This window comes from Flavivirga spongiicola (assembly GCF_030540825.1).
Lineage (GTDB): Bacteria > Bacteroidota > Bacteroidia > Flavobacteriales > Flavobacteriaceae > Flavivirga > Flavivirga spongiicola.
The window spans coordinates 4,492,086-4,513,250 of the sequence record NZ_JAUOEO010000001.1 but is presented as its reverse complement, the minus strand read 5'-3'; the positions used below and the strand labels follow the sequence as shown (position 1 = coordinate 4,513,250).

Genomic DNA, 21,165 nt, shown 5'->3' with positions numbered 1-21,165 from the left:
TTTCGATTTTTTGACCTTGAGGTCAAAACCTTGTGGGCAACTTGATTGGGTATCAAACCAGCGAAATACCCCTGTGGCTCTACCCTAATGTCATTAAGTTAAGGGTGTTTATTCTATACTGTCACATTGAGCATTTGGACGAAAAATTCGTTCAAGAAAAGGAGGATTAGTAGCTATAAAAGCAGTAGCCAGAAAATTGGCTGAGTTATATTGGAAATTATTTGTTAAAGGGCTCGAATACGCGGAAAATGGAATACAAAAATATCAAGAAAAAATGCTGCTAAATAAGCAAAAAGCAGTCGTTAGAATGGCTAAAGAATTAGGAATGAAAACGGTCTTTGTATGAAATCCGTCAATGGTAGCGCAGTCGAAATGCTATCGAAAGACAGAGTTTTATTGTTTTCGACTGCGCTCAAACTGACATTTTAATATCATTAACTTAATGACATTGGGCTCTACCCTGGGGATAGTTGGTTTCAAGAAATTCTTTATTTGGTATAAAAAGACTAAATGTGGGGATGAAAGAGCATTTTGCAGCCAATTATAAAAAGTTTAAACTACTTCATATTAAAGCGTATAATCACAAAACAATAATTTCAAAGATTTACAGTAATAAGGGTGAAGCTATGGAATGATAAATTTGGGCTAGTGGTTTTTACGTAAATACAATAGGATGGTATTCAAATGAGGAAGCAATTAGGGATATGTAAAAAATCAAGAAAAGGAAAAAAGACATTCATGGTACAGCCAAATCAACTAGCTTTGTTTTTTATACCTCAATAGATTTGCCTCTAGGTAGTTCATTCCAGTCATAACTCTAACTTTTTAATAGCACATAAGTAATGGAAATCTTTAAGTTAAGTATAATTATAATACTAATTTTAATTAGTATTATATCACTGCTAGAAGCATCCCGTTTATTAAAAAAATCAAGAAAGGCCACGTCTTTTTTTCTCCTCAAGGGCAAATTAAAAACCGTCTCATTTATAAATGCCATGGTTATGACAGACTTGTCATTCCGAATTATTTTAATTACTACAACAATAGGGTACGTGTTTGGTTTTAAAGGTATTTTTTTTGGCGTCATATCTATTGTTACAACCATTTCGGGATATTGGATTTTTAAAAAGTATTTTAAAAAATTTATTGAAGATGTTAATAATGGAGGGACATTACCGGAGTTTATCAGTAGTCTTTTTATAAACGGTAATAATCAAGAAAAAATAAAGTATGTACGTTATTGCATCTCAGTAGTTAGTATACTTATCTTAATCGTTTCAATAATATTTGAATTGCATATTGCGGGTAGTATTTTTTCATCAATATTTGGAATAGATAATGGTATCGCTTTTTTTCCTCTGCTGGGATTAATAACATTATACGCCATTTTAGGTGGGTATCAAGGCATCATTGTTACAGATATAATTCAAATGTGCATGCTCATATTGGCATGCATGGCTGCTGCCTATTTTATGATTGAATTTAAACCCGAACATGACATAGAACTGAAGTTGACTACTGAAACAGCATTCCATGATGAAACAACTTCGAGTTTTACTAAGTATTTACGTTTATTGACGTCATTTTTATCAGGCTTTGTATGGCTGTTAACAACCACAGAATCCTGGCAAAGATTTAGTGCCACAAGAAGCTTTAAAATTTCTAATAAAGGAGTTTTGTGGTCTGGTTTGTTTAAGATGATCGCTCTGGTTTTTTTTATAGCTTTCGGAATTTATATCAGGGATGTTATTGAGCCTGTGGTTGAATACTATGAAAAGGTTCCTTCTAATGACTTAGTTCTAGTTGACTATTTTTTTAAAATAAACGATTATGTTTTTAAAAAAGGATTAAAAATAGCACTTGCATTAATTTTTGTTGGGCTACTAATGTGCGCGGTCTCTACAGTAGACAGTTACCTGATAGGTATTAGCCATTCTTTTACTTCAGATATGGCTTTAAATAGATCTTCAAAAAGGCTGGGGGGGTTAAACACTTATGAAAACCTCCGTTATAGTTATGTTGGCAAAATAGCAATTATTATTACATCTTTTATTATAATGATTGTTTGGTATTTTTTAAAAATGACAGATATTTTGAAAGACCCTGTTTATTTCTTTTTTTTTGCTTCTTCTTTTCAATGTATTCTTTTTTCTCTGTTGTTAATTGGTTTATTTGTAAAAAGGGTAAACATTTATGTGCTTATTTTTTCAATTATTTTAGGAATAACAACGACGTTTTTTTCTTGGTTTTATATTTTAAATTTTAGTAAAGGTTCGACTTTTTTATTAAATATGACTAAAGAAGATGGGATTAAGAGCTTGCCCCTGTTTATTTTTTTACTAACCACCGTTTCTTTTATAATAATTAACTATTTACCGATTATTTTCATGCGAGTATGCAACATAAAGAAAAGGGGGTAGATAGGGAAGTGATTTAAACTTTTTTAAATTGGCTGCAAAATGCCCTTTTTTACTCAATTTTCGTCTTTTTACTGCTCCATAGTACTACTATGAATCACAAAAACACTTTAATAGCACATAATACCATTTCTGTTATAAGTAATAGGAGTCTTTAAATTAAGTATCATTTATTGTATTGATTTTAATCTAAAAATTCTCCGACCCTTGGGGCGGGCCTGCCTGTTGGCAAAGGCAGGGTTTCCTATTAGCCTCTCCTTTGGAGCTACCGTGTGTGCACAAATATTGAACAATGAAAAGCTTGACACGAATATCACAAATTTTCACTAATTAATCTGTCGATAGACAGATTTTAAGCCTGTATGGGCCAGAGATTCGTATTTATGTTGAGTCCAATCTACGCCATAGAGTGCGGGATTCGTATGAATTTGTGTCATTCGTGTCTTTTTTAAATATGTGTACACACAGTAGCTCTCCTTTGGAGAGGTCAGAATTGCTTTTTTTTGGCAATCCTGGGTGAGGTAAAATACAGAATTTCGATTTTTGACCTTGAGCTCAAAACCTGTGTTCAACTTGATTGGGTATGAAACGAGCGAAATACCTCTAAGGCTCTGCGAGGATAGTTTATTTCAAGAAATTCTTTATTTGGTATCATATTTTTATTACATCTTAAAAACACCAGTTATTGTATTTTTAATACCATTTATTACACATTAAAACATTAATTATTGCATTTTTATATCAATTATTGTGTATTTGTTACCACTTATTGTTTTTTGTATTGTTTTTGTTCTATATGTATAGAGATTTGCATAAAATATACAATATGAAAAAAAATAGCTTTAAGTTAAGTTTATGTACTGGAGTCAGTACTTTAATATGTTTTTTTTTATGTGTCTTCATTCAGGATGTTAAGGCTCAAAATGCTTTATATGTTGGAGATGGAGGAATATTATATTTAAAGAAAGATTTGCCTCTTGTTTTTAATGGGAATTTGTCCAGATCTGCGACAGGTAACGTAGTTTTTGAAGCAGGGACGAACTTATCTTCATTAACAGATTATTTTGCCGGATCTGCAGGAAGTGATTATGTAAGTGTTTATGGAGCGGGAACGACGGTGGTTCCTGTAGGAAGCTCAATTGTAAGATCTCCAATTACAATTGTTAGTAATGCATCTAACGATAATTTTTCTATAGGCTATTTCTTGAATGACCCAGCCGTAGATGTTTCAGCTAGTTTAGATGCAGCCTTGTCGTCTTCTAATTACTTTTTAAGTGATGACGAATATTGGACTGTAAATAAGGTTTCAGGGACTTCAAATGGTTATGTAATAAGTGGAACCACTCCTAAATCTGATGCAAAATATGATGGTTCTGATGGTACGTCTTATAAAATGGTTTGGTTTAATGGTTCACAATGGGAGGAATATGTAGGTGACCAAAAGGAAGGTTCTTTTAGCTATGTTTCACAGAAATCAGCCCTTGGGATAGATGATGAGCATAATATAGGCGAGTTTTTGTTGTATCCTAATCCAGTTTCTGCTGTTGCTACAAATGTTTATTTTACGTTGCCTGCTAATGTACAGCAGTTATCTGTGACGGTATACGATGTTACGGGAAAACGTGTTGCGAATTACAACAACATACCTGTAAGAGTAGGTGTAAATAGTATAAGCAAACCAGAGTTGAGTAAAGGTTTGTACTTTTTAAAATTTTCATTTAATAACAGACAACAATACATGACAAAGCGTTTAGTAGTTCAATAATAAGGGAGGATTAAGCAAAAATAACAAGAAAAATAAATTTATTAATAACGTATTATGAAAAAGAAGATACTAAGTATAGCATTAACTGTTTTTGGAACTGTATTAATGTTTGGTCAAATAGGTATTGGCACTACAGACCCAGATGCTTCAGCAGCCCTAGAAGTGAAGAGTACTACAGGAGGCTTTTTAATGCCACGTATAAACACATCTCAGAGAAATGCTATAAGTGCCCCTGCGAATGGATTAATGGTTTTTAATACTGAGACAAATAGTTTTAACGTATATAAAAATGGTAGTTGGCAGATTTATATAGGCATCACAAATGTCCAGTCTGATTGGGATCAGACTGATACTACTAAAGATGATTTTATAGTAAATAAACCTACTACAATCTCAGAAGCCCAAGCAACTGCTATAGCAACTAACAGTTCCGCAGAGCAGAATGTCCAGTCCGACTGGAATCAGAATGATAATACTGCAGATGATTTTATAGTAAATAAACCTACTACAATCTCAGAAGCCCAAGCAACTGCTATAGCAACTAACAGTTCCGCAGAGCAGAATGTCCAGTCCGACTGGAATCAGAATGATAATACTGCAGATGATTTTATAGTAAATAAACCTACTACAATCTCAGAAGCCCAAGCAACTGCTATAGCAACTAACAGTTCCGCAGAGCAGAATGTCCAGTCCGACTGGAATCAGAATGATAATACTGCAGATGATTTTATAGTAAATAAACCTACTACAATCTCAGAAGCCCAAGCAACTGCTATAGCAACTAACAGTTCCGCAGAGCAGAATGTCCAGTCCGACTGGAATCAGAATGATAATACTGCAGATGATTTTATAGTAAATAAACCTACTACAATCTCAGAAGCCCAAGCAACTGCTATAGCAAATAATATAAGCTACACAGAAGCTCCTGTAGCATCAGAAAACAACAAAACAACTATTACTTTAAACAATATAGGAGGAGAACGTTTTGTAACAAGCGCAAACTCAGCAACAAATTATACTGTAAGTATTGCAGGTAGTAAAGCAGGTGCATGGGCTAAAATACTTATTAATGCAGCAACAGAGCCAACAATAAATGGCGTTAGTACTGGTAAAATAAGAGGTGCCATGTTTTCTCCAAACGGAGATATGTATCTGGTTATTTATACAGATAATGGAACAGATATAAACTATTTTTTTCTTGAGAAATAGACTAGTAAAAAATAAAGCATTTACAATTTAATTATTTCAAAAAGTATTATGAGGTCAGTCAGTTATTCTATAATAGCATTAATCTTATTGATTAGCAAACCAATTATAGCGCAAGATTTTATGTCTTTAGATGCATTAAGGCAGGAACAAATAGGTAAGATTAGGGGATTAGCGGGCAGGATTTGGATGGATCGAAATTTGGGGGCTACTCGGGTTGCCACGCATACAGGCGATACAGAGTCTTATGGCTATATATACCAGTGGGGCAGAAATAGCGATGGACATCAGTTTCGCAATAGTACTACGACTACTATAGATCTAAATGATGATGTAACGCAATGGGCTGTAACTCCTGGTACAGAAGGAGATAAATTTGTTCTTAATATAACGTTTCCATATGATTGGATTACCCCACAAGATGATAAACGTTGGAATAGTGGTACAGAAGAAAGCCCTGTAAAGGGACCTCATGACCCTTGCCCTGATGGCTATCGTCTACCCACACACACAGAGTGGAGGGCTGAGTTGGATGCTTGGGTAGAGAAGGAAAGAATAGATAATGGCTACCCAGATACTCCAGAAGGACTAATTCTAGCTGGTAAAAAAGCGAAAAACTTGACTTATGGTTTTAATGTTTTAGCGTTGTCAGGTATAGGGGGGCGCTTAAATCATACTGGAGAGATTCATAGTATGGAAACTAGCGCGACTTATTGGTGTAGTTCTCCTGCTGAAGGTGATGGTAGCACGTTTTTATGTGTCTTTTTTGCACTACTTGATGGGGAGTACCCAAATGCCAGCATGACGCATGACGTTCGTTCATACGGTGCTGCTATACGTTGTACTAAAGAAGATTAAATATGGCTGCTGCTATATATTAAAAGTAGTTTTGGGCTAGTATTTTTATACTTTAGATTAAGATTAAAATGTATTGAAGGATTTGGTCGGATTATGCGGGTACTACTGGCCTAGGAAATATTAGTTTATATCATATAGTGGAATATACTGAGAAGAAGGTTGGATGCATACTAAAATCTTGAAATATTTTCATCAATCACAAAATTTTAAAACATGAAAAAAAACGTAACAATCTATTATGATTGTTATAATACCTTGTACACCTTGTGTCGAGGTTGTTTGTTTTTATTAGTGTTTGTAATAAGCACCAAAGCACTTACAGCACAAACATTAAAAGGACAGTTAACCCAGCAAAGTAATCAAAAAATATGGCTTACAAGCTTTAATAATTACGAACTGGCAAAAACAACTGTAGATAGTTTAGGGAACTTTACCTTAAGTTATCCTGGTACTTATAATGGTGCTGGGATTTTAAAAACACAAGATAGTAGTAGCTTGGTAGTAATGCTTACACAAGCTAATATAAGTCTGCAAGGTACACACCTAAGCGAGCCTGATAATTTACATTTTATAAATAGCCCAGAAAACCAACAATTTATAACTATAGCAGCAGCGTATTCGCAAAACCAACAAGCTTATAAATGGCGTTATTTAAAACCAAAATATGCTAAAGAGTGTTTATCTAAAAGTATAGAGCAATTTAGAAAAATTAATTTTAACAACCCTAATTTTAAGATGTCGGGTCTGTTTAAAGACCTTATAGAAAAACACTATTTTTTGTTAGAAAATATGGGGAAACCTATAGATAGTGTTTACAAGCAAATGAATATAAGTACAGATTATTTAATAAATAATTTAAAAGAAAATGATAGCTTATTAAACACAGTCTCAGAAAAACTGTTTCATTTATTTGAAAACCGAGGGTTGTTTCCAGCGGCAGCATATTTATCAAACCAGCTCCTAGCCCAAAATCAATGTGTCCTTCATGATGGTTTAGCCAATACTATAGAAAAATACCGTACTTTAAAAGTAGGCAATACAGCTCCAGACATACAATTAACAACAATAAAAAAGTTAAGTGATTTTAATCAACCCGTTTTATTGGTATTTGGAGCCAGTTGGTGTTCCCATTGCGAAGAAGAAGCACCAGTTTTAAAAAAGTATTATAACGTTTGGAAAGATAAAGTAAATATAGAAGTGGTGTATATAAGTATAGATACCGATATAGAAGCTTTTAAAGAAGCTTACCAGAATACACCATGGCAAACGTACTGCGATTATAAAGGTTGGGATACTCAAGCAGCTAAAGACTATTTTGTAAACGCAACACCTACCTATATTTTATTAGATAAAACCCAAAAAATATTACTACACCCACGTTCTTTGGAACAAGTAAATACTTGGGTGAATTTAAATTGAATAATAGTTAAAATCTTCCTGGCTCTAGGTCTTAACCTAAACTGTATTTTATACCAATTCTCATTTGAAATAACCGTAATAAAACACCCTATTTTTATTTTCTACTTCAGTATAAAAAGAAACCGTAACTAAGCTATGCTTTATTTTTATATTTTGTATAAATCAAGAAATCATTATTTTATTTTACAGTAATTTGAAACAAGAAATGGTATTACTTCCTTTTTTGTTGTATAATAGGTTATTAACAATTAAATGACATTTATTTGAGTGCGGTTTTTATTTTGGACTTTTAAAACGGGATGTGGCGTAGCCTGGTTAGCGTATACGTCTTTGGCTTTTGGGAAAACTACCGTGTGTGCACACAAATATTGAACAATAAAAAGCTTGACACGAATATCACAAATTTTCACTAATTAATCTGTCGATAGACAGATTTCAAGCCTGTATGGGCCAGGGATTCGTATTCATGTTGAGTCTAGTCTACGGCATAGAGTGCTGGATTCGTGTGAATTTGTGTCATTCGTGTCTTTTTTAAATATGTGTACACACGGTAGTTTTGGGAAAAGCCAAAGACGCCCTAAGAAAACACGTAGATTATCCTAGTACAGGAAACGATTATTCGCTTTTGCCAATTTATTGCTCCCAAAAGCTAAATGAATATTTAAAACTCATAGTAGGGCTTTACAAAATTAGCAGTGATATGAAGCAGCTGAAAGAAAAAAGCAAAATGAAATTAAAAAATGATGTTGGTAAAAAAGAAAGGATAAACTGTTTTATTTACACAAAATTTTGGAGACTGTCTATTTATATACATTTAAGACTATCTTTAATCAGTTTTTTTAACGCTTTAATGTAAAATGCGATTTAAAAACATTTTTACCTGTAGTATCATCTTCAAACTCTATAACAAACCAATAATCCCCAGAGGGTAATTTTTTTCCGTTAATGGTTCCATCCCATCTAGGGTTTAAGGGGTTCAAATTTTTTATAAGTTTTCCATACCTGTCAAAGATAAATATTTCAGGTTTAATTAAAGCTTCGACCCCAATGATTTGCCACCTGTCATTAAAACCATCGTTATTTGGAGTAAAATACTTCATATAATCTATTGCAATCTTACTTACAATAACTTCACCACAGCCATTTAAATCTATAATACGAAACCTATGATATCCAGGAGTGATATTTAAAAATATAGGAGAACTTTGAGGTTCTTTGTCATCTATACCAAACACATAATCACCAAAGCCATTAGCCCTTATTTCTATGTTATGATTTTCTGAAAAAGGAGAGGTCGTAATCTTTACTTCTAATTCTTGAGGTGGGCCAGAAGGATAAATATATGTTGATTTTGTTGTATGACACCCTGTACTTTTATTTGTAATTTTCACAGTATGCTCTCCATAATCGATTACTATTAACTGTGAAGTTATTTCTTTTGTTAATAAATGATCATTATAATACCACTGAAAATCATAATCTAATTCAGAAAAAGGAGTTTTAATTACTGGTAAATTATAGTCTACTATATTGGGCGTATCATCACTGTTTAAACAAATAAAATCCTCGGTTAGTTCAAAATCTGGAGGTATATTGACGGTTATAGTAAACGCTGCATAGTTATAGCATCCTGTTTTCGAATTTGTTATTTTAGCATAGATATTATAACTATGAGTACCTTGGGTGGTGTAGTTGCTTTTTGGTATAGAAACATTATTAATTATAGCTTCTTCCGTTTTATGATATGTTACTTTAAATAGATTGGAATCACGGCCTTGTAAAATATCGGTATCTAGTTTTGATAAATCTATAGTTGTCATGTAATCATAATCATCATCACAATAAAACTGATGTACAGGTGTAATTAAAACTTCTGGATTTAAAAGTGTAATATTGGAACTGTTAAAAGCGCTACAGTTAAAAACCTCCAAAGTAAAGTCTTTATATACCCCACTACTTAATTTAGAAAGCATAATTTTTCCATCATCGTTTGAGGTGTATAAAGTTTTTTCTATTTCATTATCATTATAGAAATACGATAGATTGTATGAAGTATTTGCAATTAAACCAGATAAGGTTATTTTTCCATCAGGATCTTTACATGATAAAATATCTTGCTTTGTTAAATTAAAATTTGGAGGGTCTGGCTGAACAAGTTCAATAATTGCATTGCTTGCAGTTTCACAATTGTTGATTTCAACAACAAAATCTTTGTAAATGCCTTTGTCTAAGCCTGTAAGGTTAATATTTCCAGAACTATCTGTTGTGTGTGCTGCTTTTGCGATACTTGTATCATCATCTGTATAAGATACATGATATGTGGCATTTGGCATTAAACCTGTAATGCTAATAATGCCTTCAAAACTATCACACCTGGTTAAATCTTTTTTTATAAAACTATAGGTTGGAGCTGGGGGATCAGATAATTCAAAAATGGTTTCAACTGGAATACTACTACAGGTTTTATATTTAATTTCAAAATCAGTATATATTCCTGAATTTAAATTTAGGATTTCAATAGTTCCATTATTATCAGAAATATAAGTTTTTTCAGGAATTAAGATACCATCATCTCTATAGTTTACCAAATAAGAACTGTTACTATTTAGTCCAGAGATTAAAAACTTACCATCATTGCCATCACAAGAGGAAGGGTTTTCTTGTGTAATATCTACAATAAAGGGAGTAAAATTTTCTTCTATGTTTTCTAAGACATAATAATATACAAAATAGATGGTTTTTCCAGCAGAAATATCTCCTAGATTAAAAGCTATAGAAATAGCTTCATCTATATCATCTGTATTAGATCCTTCTCTATATGTAAACCCAGAACCATTCCACACACCGCTTGCCGATCTATTTGCAAACCCTCCGTAAGTTACTCTTGCTCTACTATCTTTAGCATAAAGACTTACATGTGAGCCGTCCTTATCTTTAGGAGTTCCTAAGGCTTTTTGAGAAGCTGTTACTAAGCAAATATTATCAGTTATTGAACTTGCTTGAAAAGCCAACTTTATATCAGTATTATAAGTTCCGCTTAAAGATTTGTTATTATCAGGATCAACATTATGCATAAAGAAGAGATTTTTCTTAGTTACTTCTGACACATTTTTAATAGAAGTCCTCATTTGAATGAATAACCCATCTTGAGTAACTCTATAATAACGTTTTATATTCAGCCCATCGATATTACCTTCCCAAGTAATTTGAGCTACATCTTCAAAACAGTCGGAAGATAATATAGTTGCACCTGTTGCTCTTCCAGAAATATCATAAAGCCCCTCAAAATTATTGTTATTGTAGTTGACCCCATTTATTTCAATAGCAAAACCTTCTTCTGGCTTGCCAGGAACAAAAAAATCACCATCATAGTCTATCCACCCATCTTTTTGAGGATTTGCTATAAAACCAAATAAACCTGATTTGTCTACATCTCTATTGTCATGGAATAAGGTTGGTTTTTTAGCCAGTTGTGCACCATACACACCTTTTGAGTTAATTCCAATTTCTATATAATTTCCTTTTATCCAGCCCTCTCCATCAATTAAGTGTGCTTTTAGCTGGGCTTTAGCTGTTAAGACCATAGATATATAAAAGAACGCAAACAGATATTTAGAAATATGACGTTTAGATAGTATCATTTGAGATGGCGCATATAATTTTTGCTTTAAAAAATTATGAAGGGAATAACTATTGTAAAATGCCCATATATAGATTGGTATGTAGTGAATAAGAAATAGGCTTTATTGATGATTATTTGTTTTCCAATTAAAGGTTAAAAACCCTGCAATTTTATTGTAGTTACTTTAGTTTCTATAAATTTTTTAAAGCTAGTTTTGTCATCCCCATTTGATACAGAATCCACTCTTTTCAAGTATGGGTTTCTACCTTACTGAAACAAGTTTAGTACAGATGGCAGTGAATGACAAGTAATCGCTAAAAAAGGATTTTATTCTTTACTTAAAACTATTATGGATTGAAAACCCATAGTGGTTTATTTAAAATACTTATTGTTAGGTATTACCCTCCAGAAGATAAAGCTATAAGGTTTTCTTCTTTATCAATTAGCATATGCTTTTTAAAAACACGTTTACATAAACGGTCTGTTTTTAATGTATATATGTTTGTAGTAAATATTTTTTCTTGTTCAGTATTTAAAAATGCTTTTATATTATGTAAATACTCATATTCAGCATGGTTCCACTTTAAGTTTCTGTTAGAAACACTAATCAAATTATCATCTCTTTTATTACTAATTTTCCTTAAGTTTATATAATAGAGAATAACAGCAGATTGAAGCTTTTTAATTTGATAGTCTTTTAACTTTAATTTTGTAGCTATGTTATTAGTCTCTTTTACTATTAAAGTGTCTATAGTTGTTTGTAAAATAGCTTCGTAATGAGCACTTTTGTTTATTTGTGCATATGTCGTATTAGTGTATGTAATATATATTATTAGTGTTAAAAAAAGCGTTTTCATCTGTACTATAATTTTAAACTAGTGGATTGTTGTATATATAAAAGCTCGACGAATCAAGTAAGTTTCATTCGGTTGCATTTTAGTATTGATAATAAATTTAAACCTGTTTTTTTAATAAGGCAGTTCTGTACATTATCATACATCAACAAAATTAAGGCATAACTGTGTTTAAATACTAAGTGTAAATAATATGTGGTCGTTACTGCTTGATAAGTGTACGTTAGTGCAGTCAAAATGAAATTAAGCAAAAGTAAAAGTTATTTAGTTTACCCAATTCTTGAAAAATTAAAGCTTTTTATAAAAGATTAGAACAAAAAGTAATTCATAAAGCATGAAATATCTAATAAGGTTAAAACTGAAAAGGGAAAGTTTTGTTTATGTGTGATTAAAACTTGTTTTAGTGGATAATAAACAATTGGGAGTTGAGTTTTAGGGATCGAAAGAAAGTAGATGCTTAACTTTAAAAACAAAGTTGCGAAATATGTAACATTTGGATATGTTGATATCGTATTTAGAGTCTCTTTTGATATGCTTTTTATGTTTAAAAAATATTTAAAATTAATGGAATTTGATTTAATTTATTCACAGTTTTCAGTTATCTTAGTAACTGATAAAATAAAGTAAAATCAAAGCGAAAGTTACTTATTCGGTTACCTGTTTATGATGAATTAAAACTTAATTATTAGTGGTATACAAAATGGCTATTAGTTCTGTCATCTCGACGAAATGAATAAGGTGATTTCGCGAAAGTGAAATCTGCTTATGTGTTTTTCAAACTCATTATTAGGAGTAAGAGTTTATGTGGATTATTAAAACTCTTTATTCCGAGAAGCAGTGTGATAGACTTACCTTAATTAATTCTAGATTTTTTTAATCGAAAAGAATTCTCCAAGGCTTGCATCGGGTCTGCCTGCCAACAAAGGCAGGGATTGGGTATGGAACGAGCGAAATAGCCATACGGCTTACCTTGGGGATAGTTTGTTTTAATAATTTTTTTATTTTGTTAATTAATGGGTTGTAATTTTTTTTATTTAAAATTCACTTTTTTATTTGTATTACTTACCGTAGGTTAGGGTTTGTTTTCTTTAAAAGAACTATTTTAAGAGTATAAATAATGGGGGCATTTAAGATAAGCATAATTATTTTATTAGTTTTAATTTGCATTATATTGCTATTTAAAGCAGTTTATTTAATTAAAGGAGCAAGAACCAGTACTTCCTTTTTCCTTCTTAATGGCAAGTTAAAAACCATACCATTTATAAATACAATGGTCATGACAGACTTGTCATTCCGTACCATTTTAATGTCTGCCTTAGTAGGGTATATATTTAATTTTAAAGGCATCTTTTTCGGGATTATTTCTATTGTTACAACCATTGTTGGGTATTGGATTTTTAAAAAACATTTTAAAAAATTTATTAAAGATGTTAATAACGGAGGTTCTTTACCAGAGTTTATCAGTAGTCTTTTCATAAACGGTAATAATCAAGAAAAAATAAAATATTTACGTTTTTGTATATCAGTAGTTAGTATGCTTATATTAATTGTTTCAATAATATTTGAATTACATATTGCGGATATTATTTTTTCATCAATATTTGGAATAGATACTGTCATTGTATTTTTCTCTCTATTGGGATCAATAACATTATACGCCATTCTAGGTGGGTATAAAAGTATCATTGTTACAGATGTAATTCAAGCGTTTATGCTCATATTAGCATGCATGGCTGCTGCTTATTTTATGATTGAATTTAAGCCTGAACATACTATAGAACTAGAGTTGAATCCTGAACCGGTCTTAGGGGTTGAATCAAATCCTATTACAAAGTTTTTGCGTCTGTTTGTTTCATTTTTATCTGGCTTTGTCTGGTTATTGACAACCACAGAATCCTGGCAAAGATTTAGCGCCACAAGAAGTTTTAAGGTTTCCAATAAAGGCGTTTTATGGTCTGGTTTGTTTAAAGTGATAGCGTTGGTTCTTTTTATGATTTTTGGAATTTACTTTAAAGATATTATAGAACCTGTACTCCAGTATTATCAAACAGATACTTCCCAAGAGGAATTTCTGATAATCGATTTTTTTAAAATAAGTGATTATGTTTTTCAAATAGGGCTGAAAATAGCGCTTGCAATAATTTTTGTGGGATTATTAATGTGTGCTGTTTCTACAGTAGATACTTATTTAATAGCCATGAGTCATTCTTTTACTTCAGATATAGTTATAAATAAACACCAAAAAAGCTTAGGAAACTTAAATGCTTATGAAAATCGTCGTTATAATTATGTTGGTAAAATAGCAATTATTATGATGGCCTTTATTATAATGCTTTTTTGGTATTTTTTAAAAATGACGGACCTTTTGAAAGACCCTGTTTATTTCTTTTTTTTTGCTTCTTCCTTTCAATTTATTCTTTTCCCTTTATTGTTAATCGGTCTATTTGTAAAAAAGACTAATATTTATGCGCTCATTATTTCAATTATTTTAGGAGTAGCAACGACATTTTTTTCTTGGTTTTATATTTTAAATTTTAGTAGCGGTTCGATGTTTTTATTGAATATAAGTAAAGAAAACGGGATTAAGACCTTGCCTCTGTTTATTCTTTTGGTAACCTCTGTTTCTTTTATAATATGTAATTATTTACCAGCTATTTTCATGCAAGTATGTAGCATAAAAAAAAGGGCTAGATGATGCGTAAAAAGAAGAAAAAATAGATCACCATGGTGTTTCGCTATCATGAATTTATTGCAGTTATTTTCATGTTTTACAGAGGAATTCTATTGTTAATTTTTCAATAGCGTATAAGTAATGGAAGTTTTTAAGTTAAAGGTCATTTATGTCTTAATTTTAATTGGTATCATATCATTGACTATGTTTTTAAATATCAACAATATTTTAATGTTACCATGAGGTATAACAAAGAGAGAAGTATTTTTGGTTTACCGTTATTCGTCTGTTCAATAACTATAGCTAAGTCAATATAAAATATGAGCCCACTAATATGCTAAAACAAAAATTATACAAGAAATTATGTTCCCCGAGCTTACTTGTGTTATAGTTACTTTAGGCCTGATAAACATATGATTTTGAGCATGCCTTACAGGTTCTTTAAATAGTGTATTAATAATAAAGAACCTGGAGCATACTGGGCAAAATGTCTCTTTAAATAGGAGGGTCTCTACAATACGGTTTTCTTAAATGATTTTTTCTCATTAAAATTTGGTAGCACCAAGAATAATCTTTTTATAAAAAAGAATATGTGTATAAACAGAGTGTTAGAAACCCCATTAGTAATCATTTTAAGAACGCTCAATATATTAGGATTTTAACTTTAAAAGTTTATTTAAATCACCCATCCTTCTTTTAGAAATAGGTAAATTTTTCCCATTGATCATCTTGGAATAATGGCCACCATCTTTACTAATATTAATAATATGCTTTAAATTTATAAGGTAACTGTGATGTATTCTATAAAATAGTTTTTTGTTAAGTCTATTCTCATATTCTCCCAGATTTTTTGTAGATAGCACTGTAGAACCATCCTTTAAAAAGAAAGTCGTATAGCTGCCGTCAGATTCAGCATAAATAATATCGTCAATTTTAGCAAGGTTTATCTTTTTTTGAGAGGACACTGCTATAAAGTCCATATCTGTATTATAAGAACTGGTTTTGCTAAAAAGTTCTTCTATCTGGTCGTTATTTATAAATCGTTTTTTACCCAAATCATTAATAGCTTTATTTACAGCACTTTTTAACTCATCTATTTGTATTGGTTTTAGCAGATAGTCAATAGCGTTTAATCTAAAAGCTTTTATAGCAAAATGGTCGTAAGCAGAAACAAAAATAACTTTAAGGTTTAATGCCAGATTAGATATTTCTGTTAATAGTTCAAAACCGTTGCCATCGCTTAAGTGAATATCCAGAAATACCAATTCTGGAGTATGTTTCTTTATCAGTTCTATACCTTCCTTTTTCGATGTTGCTTTGCCAACAATGTTTATGGAAGAGGAAGTGTGTTTTTTTAGATACCTTTCAAGTAAATCAAGAAGATTTATTTCATCATCTATAAGGAGGGTTTTAATTTGTTTCATTTTTATTTTTGTCTTTTAGGGTTTTTAATTTTAAACTAATGGAATAATTAATTTGACAAGACTTCCACTTGGGAGTCCATTTTTGGTTAAATCTTTAAACTTATATTTTACTTTTTGATCATGTATCTGATTAAAAATCTTGATTCTTTCTTCTATGGATTTTGTAGCCCACGATGTATGTTCTTTTTTCTTTTTAAATGCTGCTTTTCTTCCTACACCATTATCTTTTACGATACCAATTAAGAGGTTTCCTTTTTTATTAAAAGAAATGATAAGCTCACGATTGTCAGATTTTGGAGCCAAACCGTGAATAATAGCATTTTCAACAATAGGTTGAAACAACATACACCCTATTTTGTTTTCAAGAGATATGGTTTTATCTATATTATACTTTGCTTTTAGGTTATTATTCAGTCTAAATCTCATTAAATTTATATACAGTTTTAGATACTCTATTTCTTCTCCTATAGTTATAGAGTCTTTATTACAGATGTCAAGTGTTTTACGCATTAAAGATGTTAACGATCCAACATATCTATTGATTTCCTTTTCATTTTTTTTTATAAATAAGCTTTCTATACCACCAATGGTGTTAAAAACAAAATGAGGATTCATTTGTAATTGGAGCAATTTTAGCTTTAGATTTAAATGTTTAATCTCTCCCAGATATTTTGTTTTTAGTAAATAAGAATCATTATATAGTTTGTAAAGTGTAAAGATTAAAACAAAAATAACGGTACTTATAATGAAGACTTTATTTTTGTATAAAGCTAGTAGCTTTCCTTTTAAACTATAAGATGCCACATTATAGTTTTGTATTAAATTAATGGACCTGTTGGTTAAGAAGCTTTTCAAATCATTTTTATCATTTGAATAAAAAGAGCTAGCTACCAATACGCTTATTTCACTCTTATAAAGAAAAGATGTATTAGTAATCTGGGCAGGTAAAAAATGTGCTGTTAAGAGGTAAAAAAGATAGACTAAGCCATTTTTTTTTATAGGGCGGAGAGTAGGGCTGTTAATTCTCATCGAATACAATATCTGTATTTTATTTATGACGTTTTTATAATATAGTTAGGTTTTGAGAGAATGTTGCCCAACGTTTTCTGCTATTGAACCAGAAATATAAGATAATTTTTTAATCTACTTTGTACTAAGTAGCCTGTTTATAGTAGGTATTGTATGCCTATACAGGTTAAAATTTATCAACTAACCTTTAAAAAACACCACTTATGTCTAAAACATATACACTAATAAAAAGACTGTTGTCTTGGCAGAATACTAGGGATAATTTTGTGACTTAATAAAAAGAATGCCGATTTATACATTTTATCTAATTAAATGTACTTTGTTTTAATCGAGAAGAATTCTCAGGGGCTTGCCTCCGTTACCAAATAGATTTAGATGGTGATGATACTGTAGACAAAGACGGATGAATATTAATAAGTAAATAGTGTGTTAATAGGGTTTTTTAATCGAAAAGAATTCCCTGATGCTTGCTTCTGGATTTCCATTGAAATTGTCATTCCCGTGAAATCGTAAGATTCATGAATTCATTATTATAAAAATATTGCATAATGAATAAAACGGGAAATGCAAAGCATTCACGATTTCCTATTTAATGAAATAAAATGCATGAGTAATCTAAATACAGAATTTTGGTTTTTGACTTTTTTCAGGTCAAAACCTGTGGGCAACTTGATTGGGTATGAAACCAGCTAAATATCTCTATGGCTCTACCTCGAGGATAGTTGGTTTCAAGAAATTCTTTATTGAAAATATCAATAGTATTAAAATTCACATGATTTAAAATACATAACAAGTTATTGATAATACACAGTTAATAGTAATATATGTTCACTTATTGTACAAAACATCTCACTAATATAAAGTGTATTGTCTTAATACAATGGTTGAAGTATATTTGATTGAACATAGCTTATTTAATATAAGTTTTATTGAATTAACTAAGGAAATTTTAAATGATTAATGTACTTATTTTGGCTGTTAAACTAGTGTATTTTGTAAAGGTATGTATTATTTTTTAAGAGATAGATGTTTAAATATAGATGCTGTTGGTATACTAAAAATGTATGCGATGTGTTGTCTCCATAATTTAGTTTTTTCAGTACGTCATATAAATAAAAAGTTTTTTTGATAGTAAAACCTGAGAAGTAAAAATCAGAGAAAATAATATATAACCCTCAAACTTATGTCACAATTAAAAACAATCTATCTACTGGTGCTAATATTATATAACTACATTATACTATAGATTTTTTTGTATAAACATAAAGGATTGAGCATCTGGGTATAAACTTTAATAATTACGTATTGCTAAATGTAATTTGATCCGCCCTCTGTATGATAGTTTTTGGAGGTAGTAGGAAACTCCAGGGGTTGTATTCTTTATAAGGGGGTGGTTTTAGTAGAAGCTAAAAAAATTATAAAAGGTAATATAAAATGAATAAAATAAACGAAAAAGGTTATTAGAACGAATCGTTTTTACTTGCAAAAAAATATAACTATTTCTGTATCATGAAAGGAATCATCTTTAATATAACTGAAAGTTTTATCATTGATTATTATGGTGAGGAGGTTCTTAATGAGATTCTTAAGGAATGTGAATTGCATACCAAAGAACCGTATGTTGGACCTGGAACGTATCCGGATAGTGACATGATGGAGATTATAACTAGATCATCAGAAAAGTTATCTATAAATATATCAGATTTTTTTGTAAAACTAGGCAGATATACTTTGTATAAATTAGTGGAACGCTTTCCTAATTTTGTGATGCCTTACGATTGTCCTAAGGAATTTCTTAAAACGGTTGACAGTATAGTACATGTTGAAGTTCAAAAGCTTTATCAAGGAACTCAACTGCCAGTATTTCAGTATGCAGAGCCTAATAAGAATGAACTTATTATTACTTATTATTCTAAAAGAAAACTGTATTCATTTATGGAAGGATTAATTGATGGTGTAGCCAGCTATTTTAATTCATCGATAGAGCAAAGACATACCATTTATACTAAGAATGACTTAGAGTTTTGTGACTTTCATTTAAAGTTTAACGAATGATTGTGAGTACCAATATACATGAAAAAAAGCTTAAAAAGGCAGAAGAGAAGATTCGTATCCTTGAGAATATGATAGAAGATAAAACTCGAGAATTATATGTTTTAAATACAGAGTTGGAGCAGTTTATTTATATAGCGTCTCATGATTTGCAAGAACCACTTTGTACAATTACGAGTTTTGCTGATTTACTTGATGATGAATGTAAAAATGTTTTGGATGGAAATGCGAATGATTATTTACACTTTATTTTACAATCTGCTCTTATCATGAAATTAAAGATAAAAGGGTTATTGGATTATTTGCTTATAGGGCAGGATAAAGATTTAACAGTGGTAGACTGTAATATTCTAGCAGTGGAAGTCCGGGAAAGGCTTTCATCTACAATATCTGAAACGAAGACTATATTTCATATTAAGAAACTACCTAAGTTAAAAGGATATAGGAAAGAGTTATTAATACTATTTGAGAACCTGATATCTAATGCTATTAAGTTTCGCAAGAAAAATTCGGTACCAATTATTGAGATATCGGCACAGTTAAAAAATGACGTATGGATTTTTAAGGTAAAAGATAATGGTATTGGTATAGATCCTATACACCAGAAGAAAATATTTGGAATCTTTAGAATGCTGGGATCTAAAAATGAGTATAGAAGCTTAGGGGTTGGCCTCTTTTTCTGTAAGAAAATAGTAAACATACACGGTGGAAGAATATGGTTAGACTCGTGTTCTATCAGTGGAAGTACATTTTATTTTACAATTCCAAATATGATATAATTAAGATATGTTTTTAAAGTGAAAATGAATAGGAATAGAGCAATAGAAAATAAGGTAGACTGTATTTTGTTAATAGATGATGACAAGGCAACAAACTTTTTCAACAAATTAATTATTGAAAAAATGAATCTTGCAAAACAAGTATACATTGCGGAAAACGGACAAAAAGCTTTAGAGTTTCTAAAATTAACTGTTGAAGGAGAGTATCCGCAGCCAAATTTGATTTTTCTTGATATTAATATGCCAGTTATGAATGGTTGGGAGTTTTTAATGGAATACAAGAAACTGGATGTTAGCAAAAAGGACATAAAAATAGTAATGCTAACAACATCTTCAAATCCAAATGATGAAAAAAAGGCCGAAAGGATAGAAGAGGTTTCAAGTTTTAAGAAAAAACCACTGTCTAAACCGACAGTTAATAAAATTTTTGAGGATTATTTTCCAATACATAGCACATAGAATAAATAGTAGATAGAGTAGAGTTGAACTGTTTCTTGATGTTTAAGGAATATGTTAAAAACAAAAGATCTTGACTATATAATATTAATTAAAAGCACGTATAGGTGGAAAAAATAATAATTGTAATTATAATGTTTATTGCAAGCACCGTCTTACAAGCTCAAGACAAACGTTATACAGTATTTGGATCTATAGACCCTGGAGCTACTTATAAAGATGGTTTTAATATAGGAGTTGGTGTAGAGTATCAGATGACATATACTTATGTTAAAACGCAATTGTTTGCTTTTCCTGATTTAAGAGGGAAGGATTATTTCGAATGGACTAGTGTCCCATTTACAAGTATCAATTTGCATAGTCTTTTTGATGAATGGCGCTATTACTCAGGATTTAAAATAGGTTTAATAAAACGTGAAGCTGTTCATCCAACCATAGGTTTTGAAGCAGGCATAGACCGCTATTTTGATAATGGATTTTATATTGGAGTAACATCTTCGGAAGATTTAAGAACAGATGGTAAAGAATGGGAACCAGATATAGAAAACTATTGGAGGTTAAGCACATTTTTTAAAATAGGAGTTGCTTTTTAAACAAATAATTTAACAATGAC

At 30.9% G+C, this 21,165-nt stretch carries 14 protein-coding genes; 10 read left to right on the top strand and 4 right to left on the bottom strand.

Going from position 1 to position 21,165, the window contains the following annotated elements:
• Positions 1-842 precede the first annotated feature (842 nt).
• The 5 genes from Q4Q47_RS17965 to Q4Q47_RS17945 all read left to right on the top strand — a co-directional run bounded on the left by Q4Q47_RS17965 (position 843) and on the right by Q4Q47_RS17945 (position 7,665).
• Entirely contained in the window at positions 843-2,420 is a 1,578-nt protein-coding gene (locus Q4Q47_RS17965; RefSeq protein ID WP_303308022.1) for a sodium:solute symporter family transporter, read from the top strand.
• An 823-nt stretch (positions 2,421-3,243) separates the two neighbouring features.
• The gene (locus tag Q4Q47_RS17960; protein ID WP_303308021.1) at positions 3,244-4,182 is read left to right on the top strand and encodes a T9SS type A sorting domain-containing protein; all 939 of its coding nucleotides are present in this window, start codon (positions 3,244-3,246) and stop codon (positions 4,180-4,182) included.
• Between the two features lie 54 nt (positions 4,183-4,236).
• A complete protein-coding gene (locus Q4Q47_RS17955) occupies positions 4,237-5,391 on the top strand; it encodes a hypothetical protein (protein WP_303308020.1) in 1,155 nt (384 codons plus the stop codon).
• 48 nt (positions 5,392-5,439) lie between these two features.
• Positions 5,440-6,246, top strand: a complete 807-nt coding sequence (locus tag Q4Q47_RS17950) for an FISUMP domain-containing protein (protein WP_303308019.1) — start codon at positions 5,440-5,442, stop codon at positions 6,244-6,246.
• 213 nt (positions 6,247-6,459) lie between these two features.
• Positions 6,460-7,665 carry a TlpA family protein disulfide reductase gene (locus Q4Q47_RS17945; RefSeq protein ID WP_303308018.1) on the top strand — a complete coding sequence of 402 codons (1,206 nt, stop codon included), beginning with the start codon at positions 6,460-6,462 and terminating at the stop codon, positions 7,663-7,665.
• 839 nt (positions 7,666-8,504) lie between these two features.
• Here Q4Q47_RS17945 and Q4Q47_RS17940 read toward each other — a convergent pair.
• The gene (locus Q4Q47_RS17940; RefSeq protein WP_303308017.1) at positions 8,505-11,306 is read right to left on the bottom strand and encodes a T9SS type B sorting domain-containing protein; all 2,802 of its coding nucleotides are present in this window, start codon (positions 11,304-11,306) and stop codon (positions 8,505-8,507) included.
• Positions 11,307-11,685: 379 nt separating this feature from the next.
• Positions 11,686-12,144: a hypothetical protein gene (locus Q4Q47_RS17935; protein WP_303308016.1), complete on the bottom strand. Its 459-nt coding sequence runs from the start codon at positions 12,142-12,144 to the stop codon at positions 11,686-11,688.
• A 1,114-nt stretch (positions 12,145-13,258) separates the two neighbouring features.
• Between Q4Q47_RS17935 and Q4Q47_RS17930 the strand changes: the two genes are divergently transcribed.
• On the top strand, positions 13,259-14,836 hold the full coding sequence (locus tag Q4Q47_RS17930; RefSeq protein ID WP_331497753.1) for a sodium:solute symporter family transporter: 1,578 nt from the start codon (positions 13,259-13,261) through the stop codon (positions 14,834-14,836).
• A 626-nt stretch (positions 14,837-15,462) separates the two neighbouring features.
• Here the strand turns inward: Q4Q47_RS17930 and Q4Q47_RS17925 are convergent.
• Both Q4Q47_RS17925 and Q4Q47_RS17920 read right to left on the bottom strand, forming a co-directional pair.
• Positions 15,463-16,236: a LytR/AlgR family response regulator transcription factor gene (locus tag Q4Q47_RS17925; protein ID WP_303308015.1), complete on the bottom strand. Its 774-nt coding sequence runs from the start codon at positions 16,234-16,236 to the stop codon at positions 15,463-15,465.
• 30 nt (positions 16,237-16,266) lie between these two features.
• Positions 16,267-17,091, bottom strand: coding sequence for a sensor histidine kinase (locus Q4Q47_RS17920; protein ID WP_303308014.1), 825 nt, complete (start codon positions 17,089-17,091; stop codon positions 16,267-16,269).
• A 1,683-nt stretch (positions 17,092-18,774) separates the two neighbouring features.
• On the opposite strand from Q4Q47_RS17920, the gene Q4Q47_RS17915 reads away from it, so the two are divergent.
• From Q4Q47_RS17915 to Q4Q47_RS17900, 4 genes are all read left to right on the top strand, one after another.
• Positions 18,775-19,320, top strand: coding sequence for a heme NO-binding domain-containing protein (locus Q4Q47_RS17915; protein ID WP_303308013.1), 546 nt, complete (start codon positions 18,775-18,777; stop codon positions 19,318-19,320).
• A 2-nt stretch (positions 19,321-19,322) separates the two neighbouring features.
• Positions 19,323-20,096 (top strand): sensor histidine kinase, encoded by a 774-nt coding sequence (locus Q4Q47_RS17910; protein ID WP_303308012.1) that lies wholly within the window; start codon positions 19,323-19,325, stop codon positions 20,094-20,096.
• A gap of 24 nt (positions 20,097-20,120) precedes the next feature.
• A complete protein-coding gene (locus Q4Q47_RS17905) occupies positions 20,121-20,555 on the top strand; it encodes a response regulator (RefSeq protein WP_303308011.1) in 435 nt (144 codons plus the stop codon).
• A gap of 104 nt (positions 20,556-20,659) precedes the next feature.
• Entirely contained in the window at positions 20,660-21,145 is a 486-nt protein-coding gene (locus tag Q4Q47_RS17900) for a hypothetical protein (protein ID WP_303308010.1), read from the top strand.
• Positions 21,146-21,165: the final 20 nt, after the last annotated feature.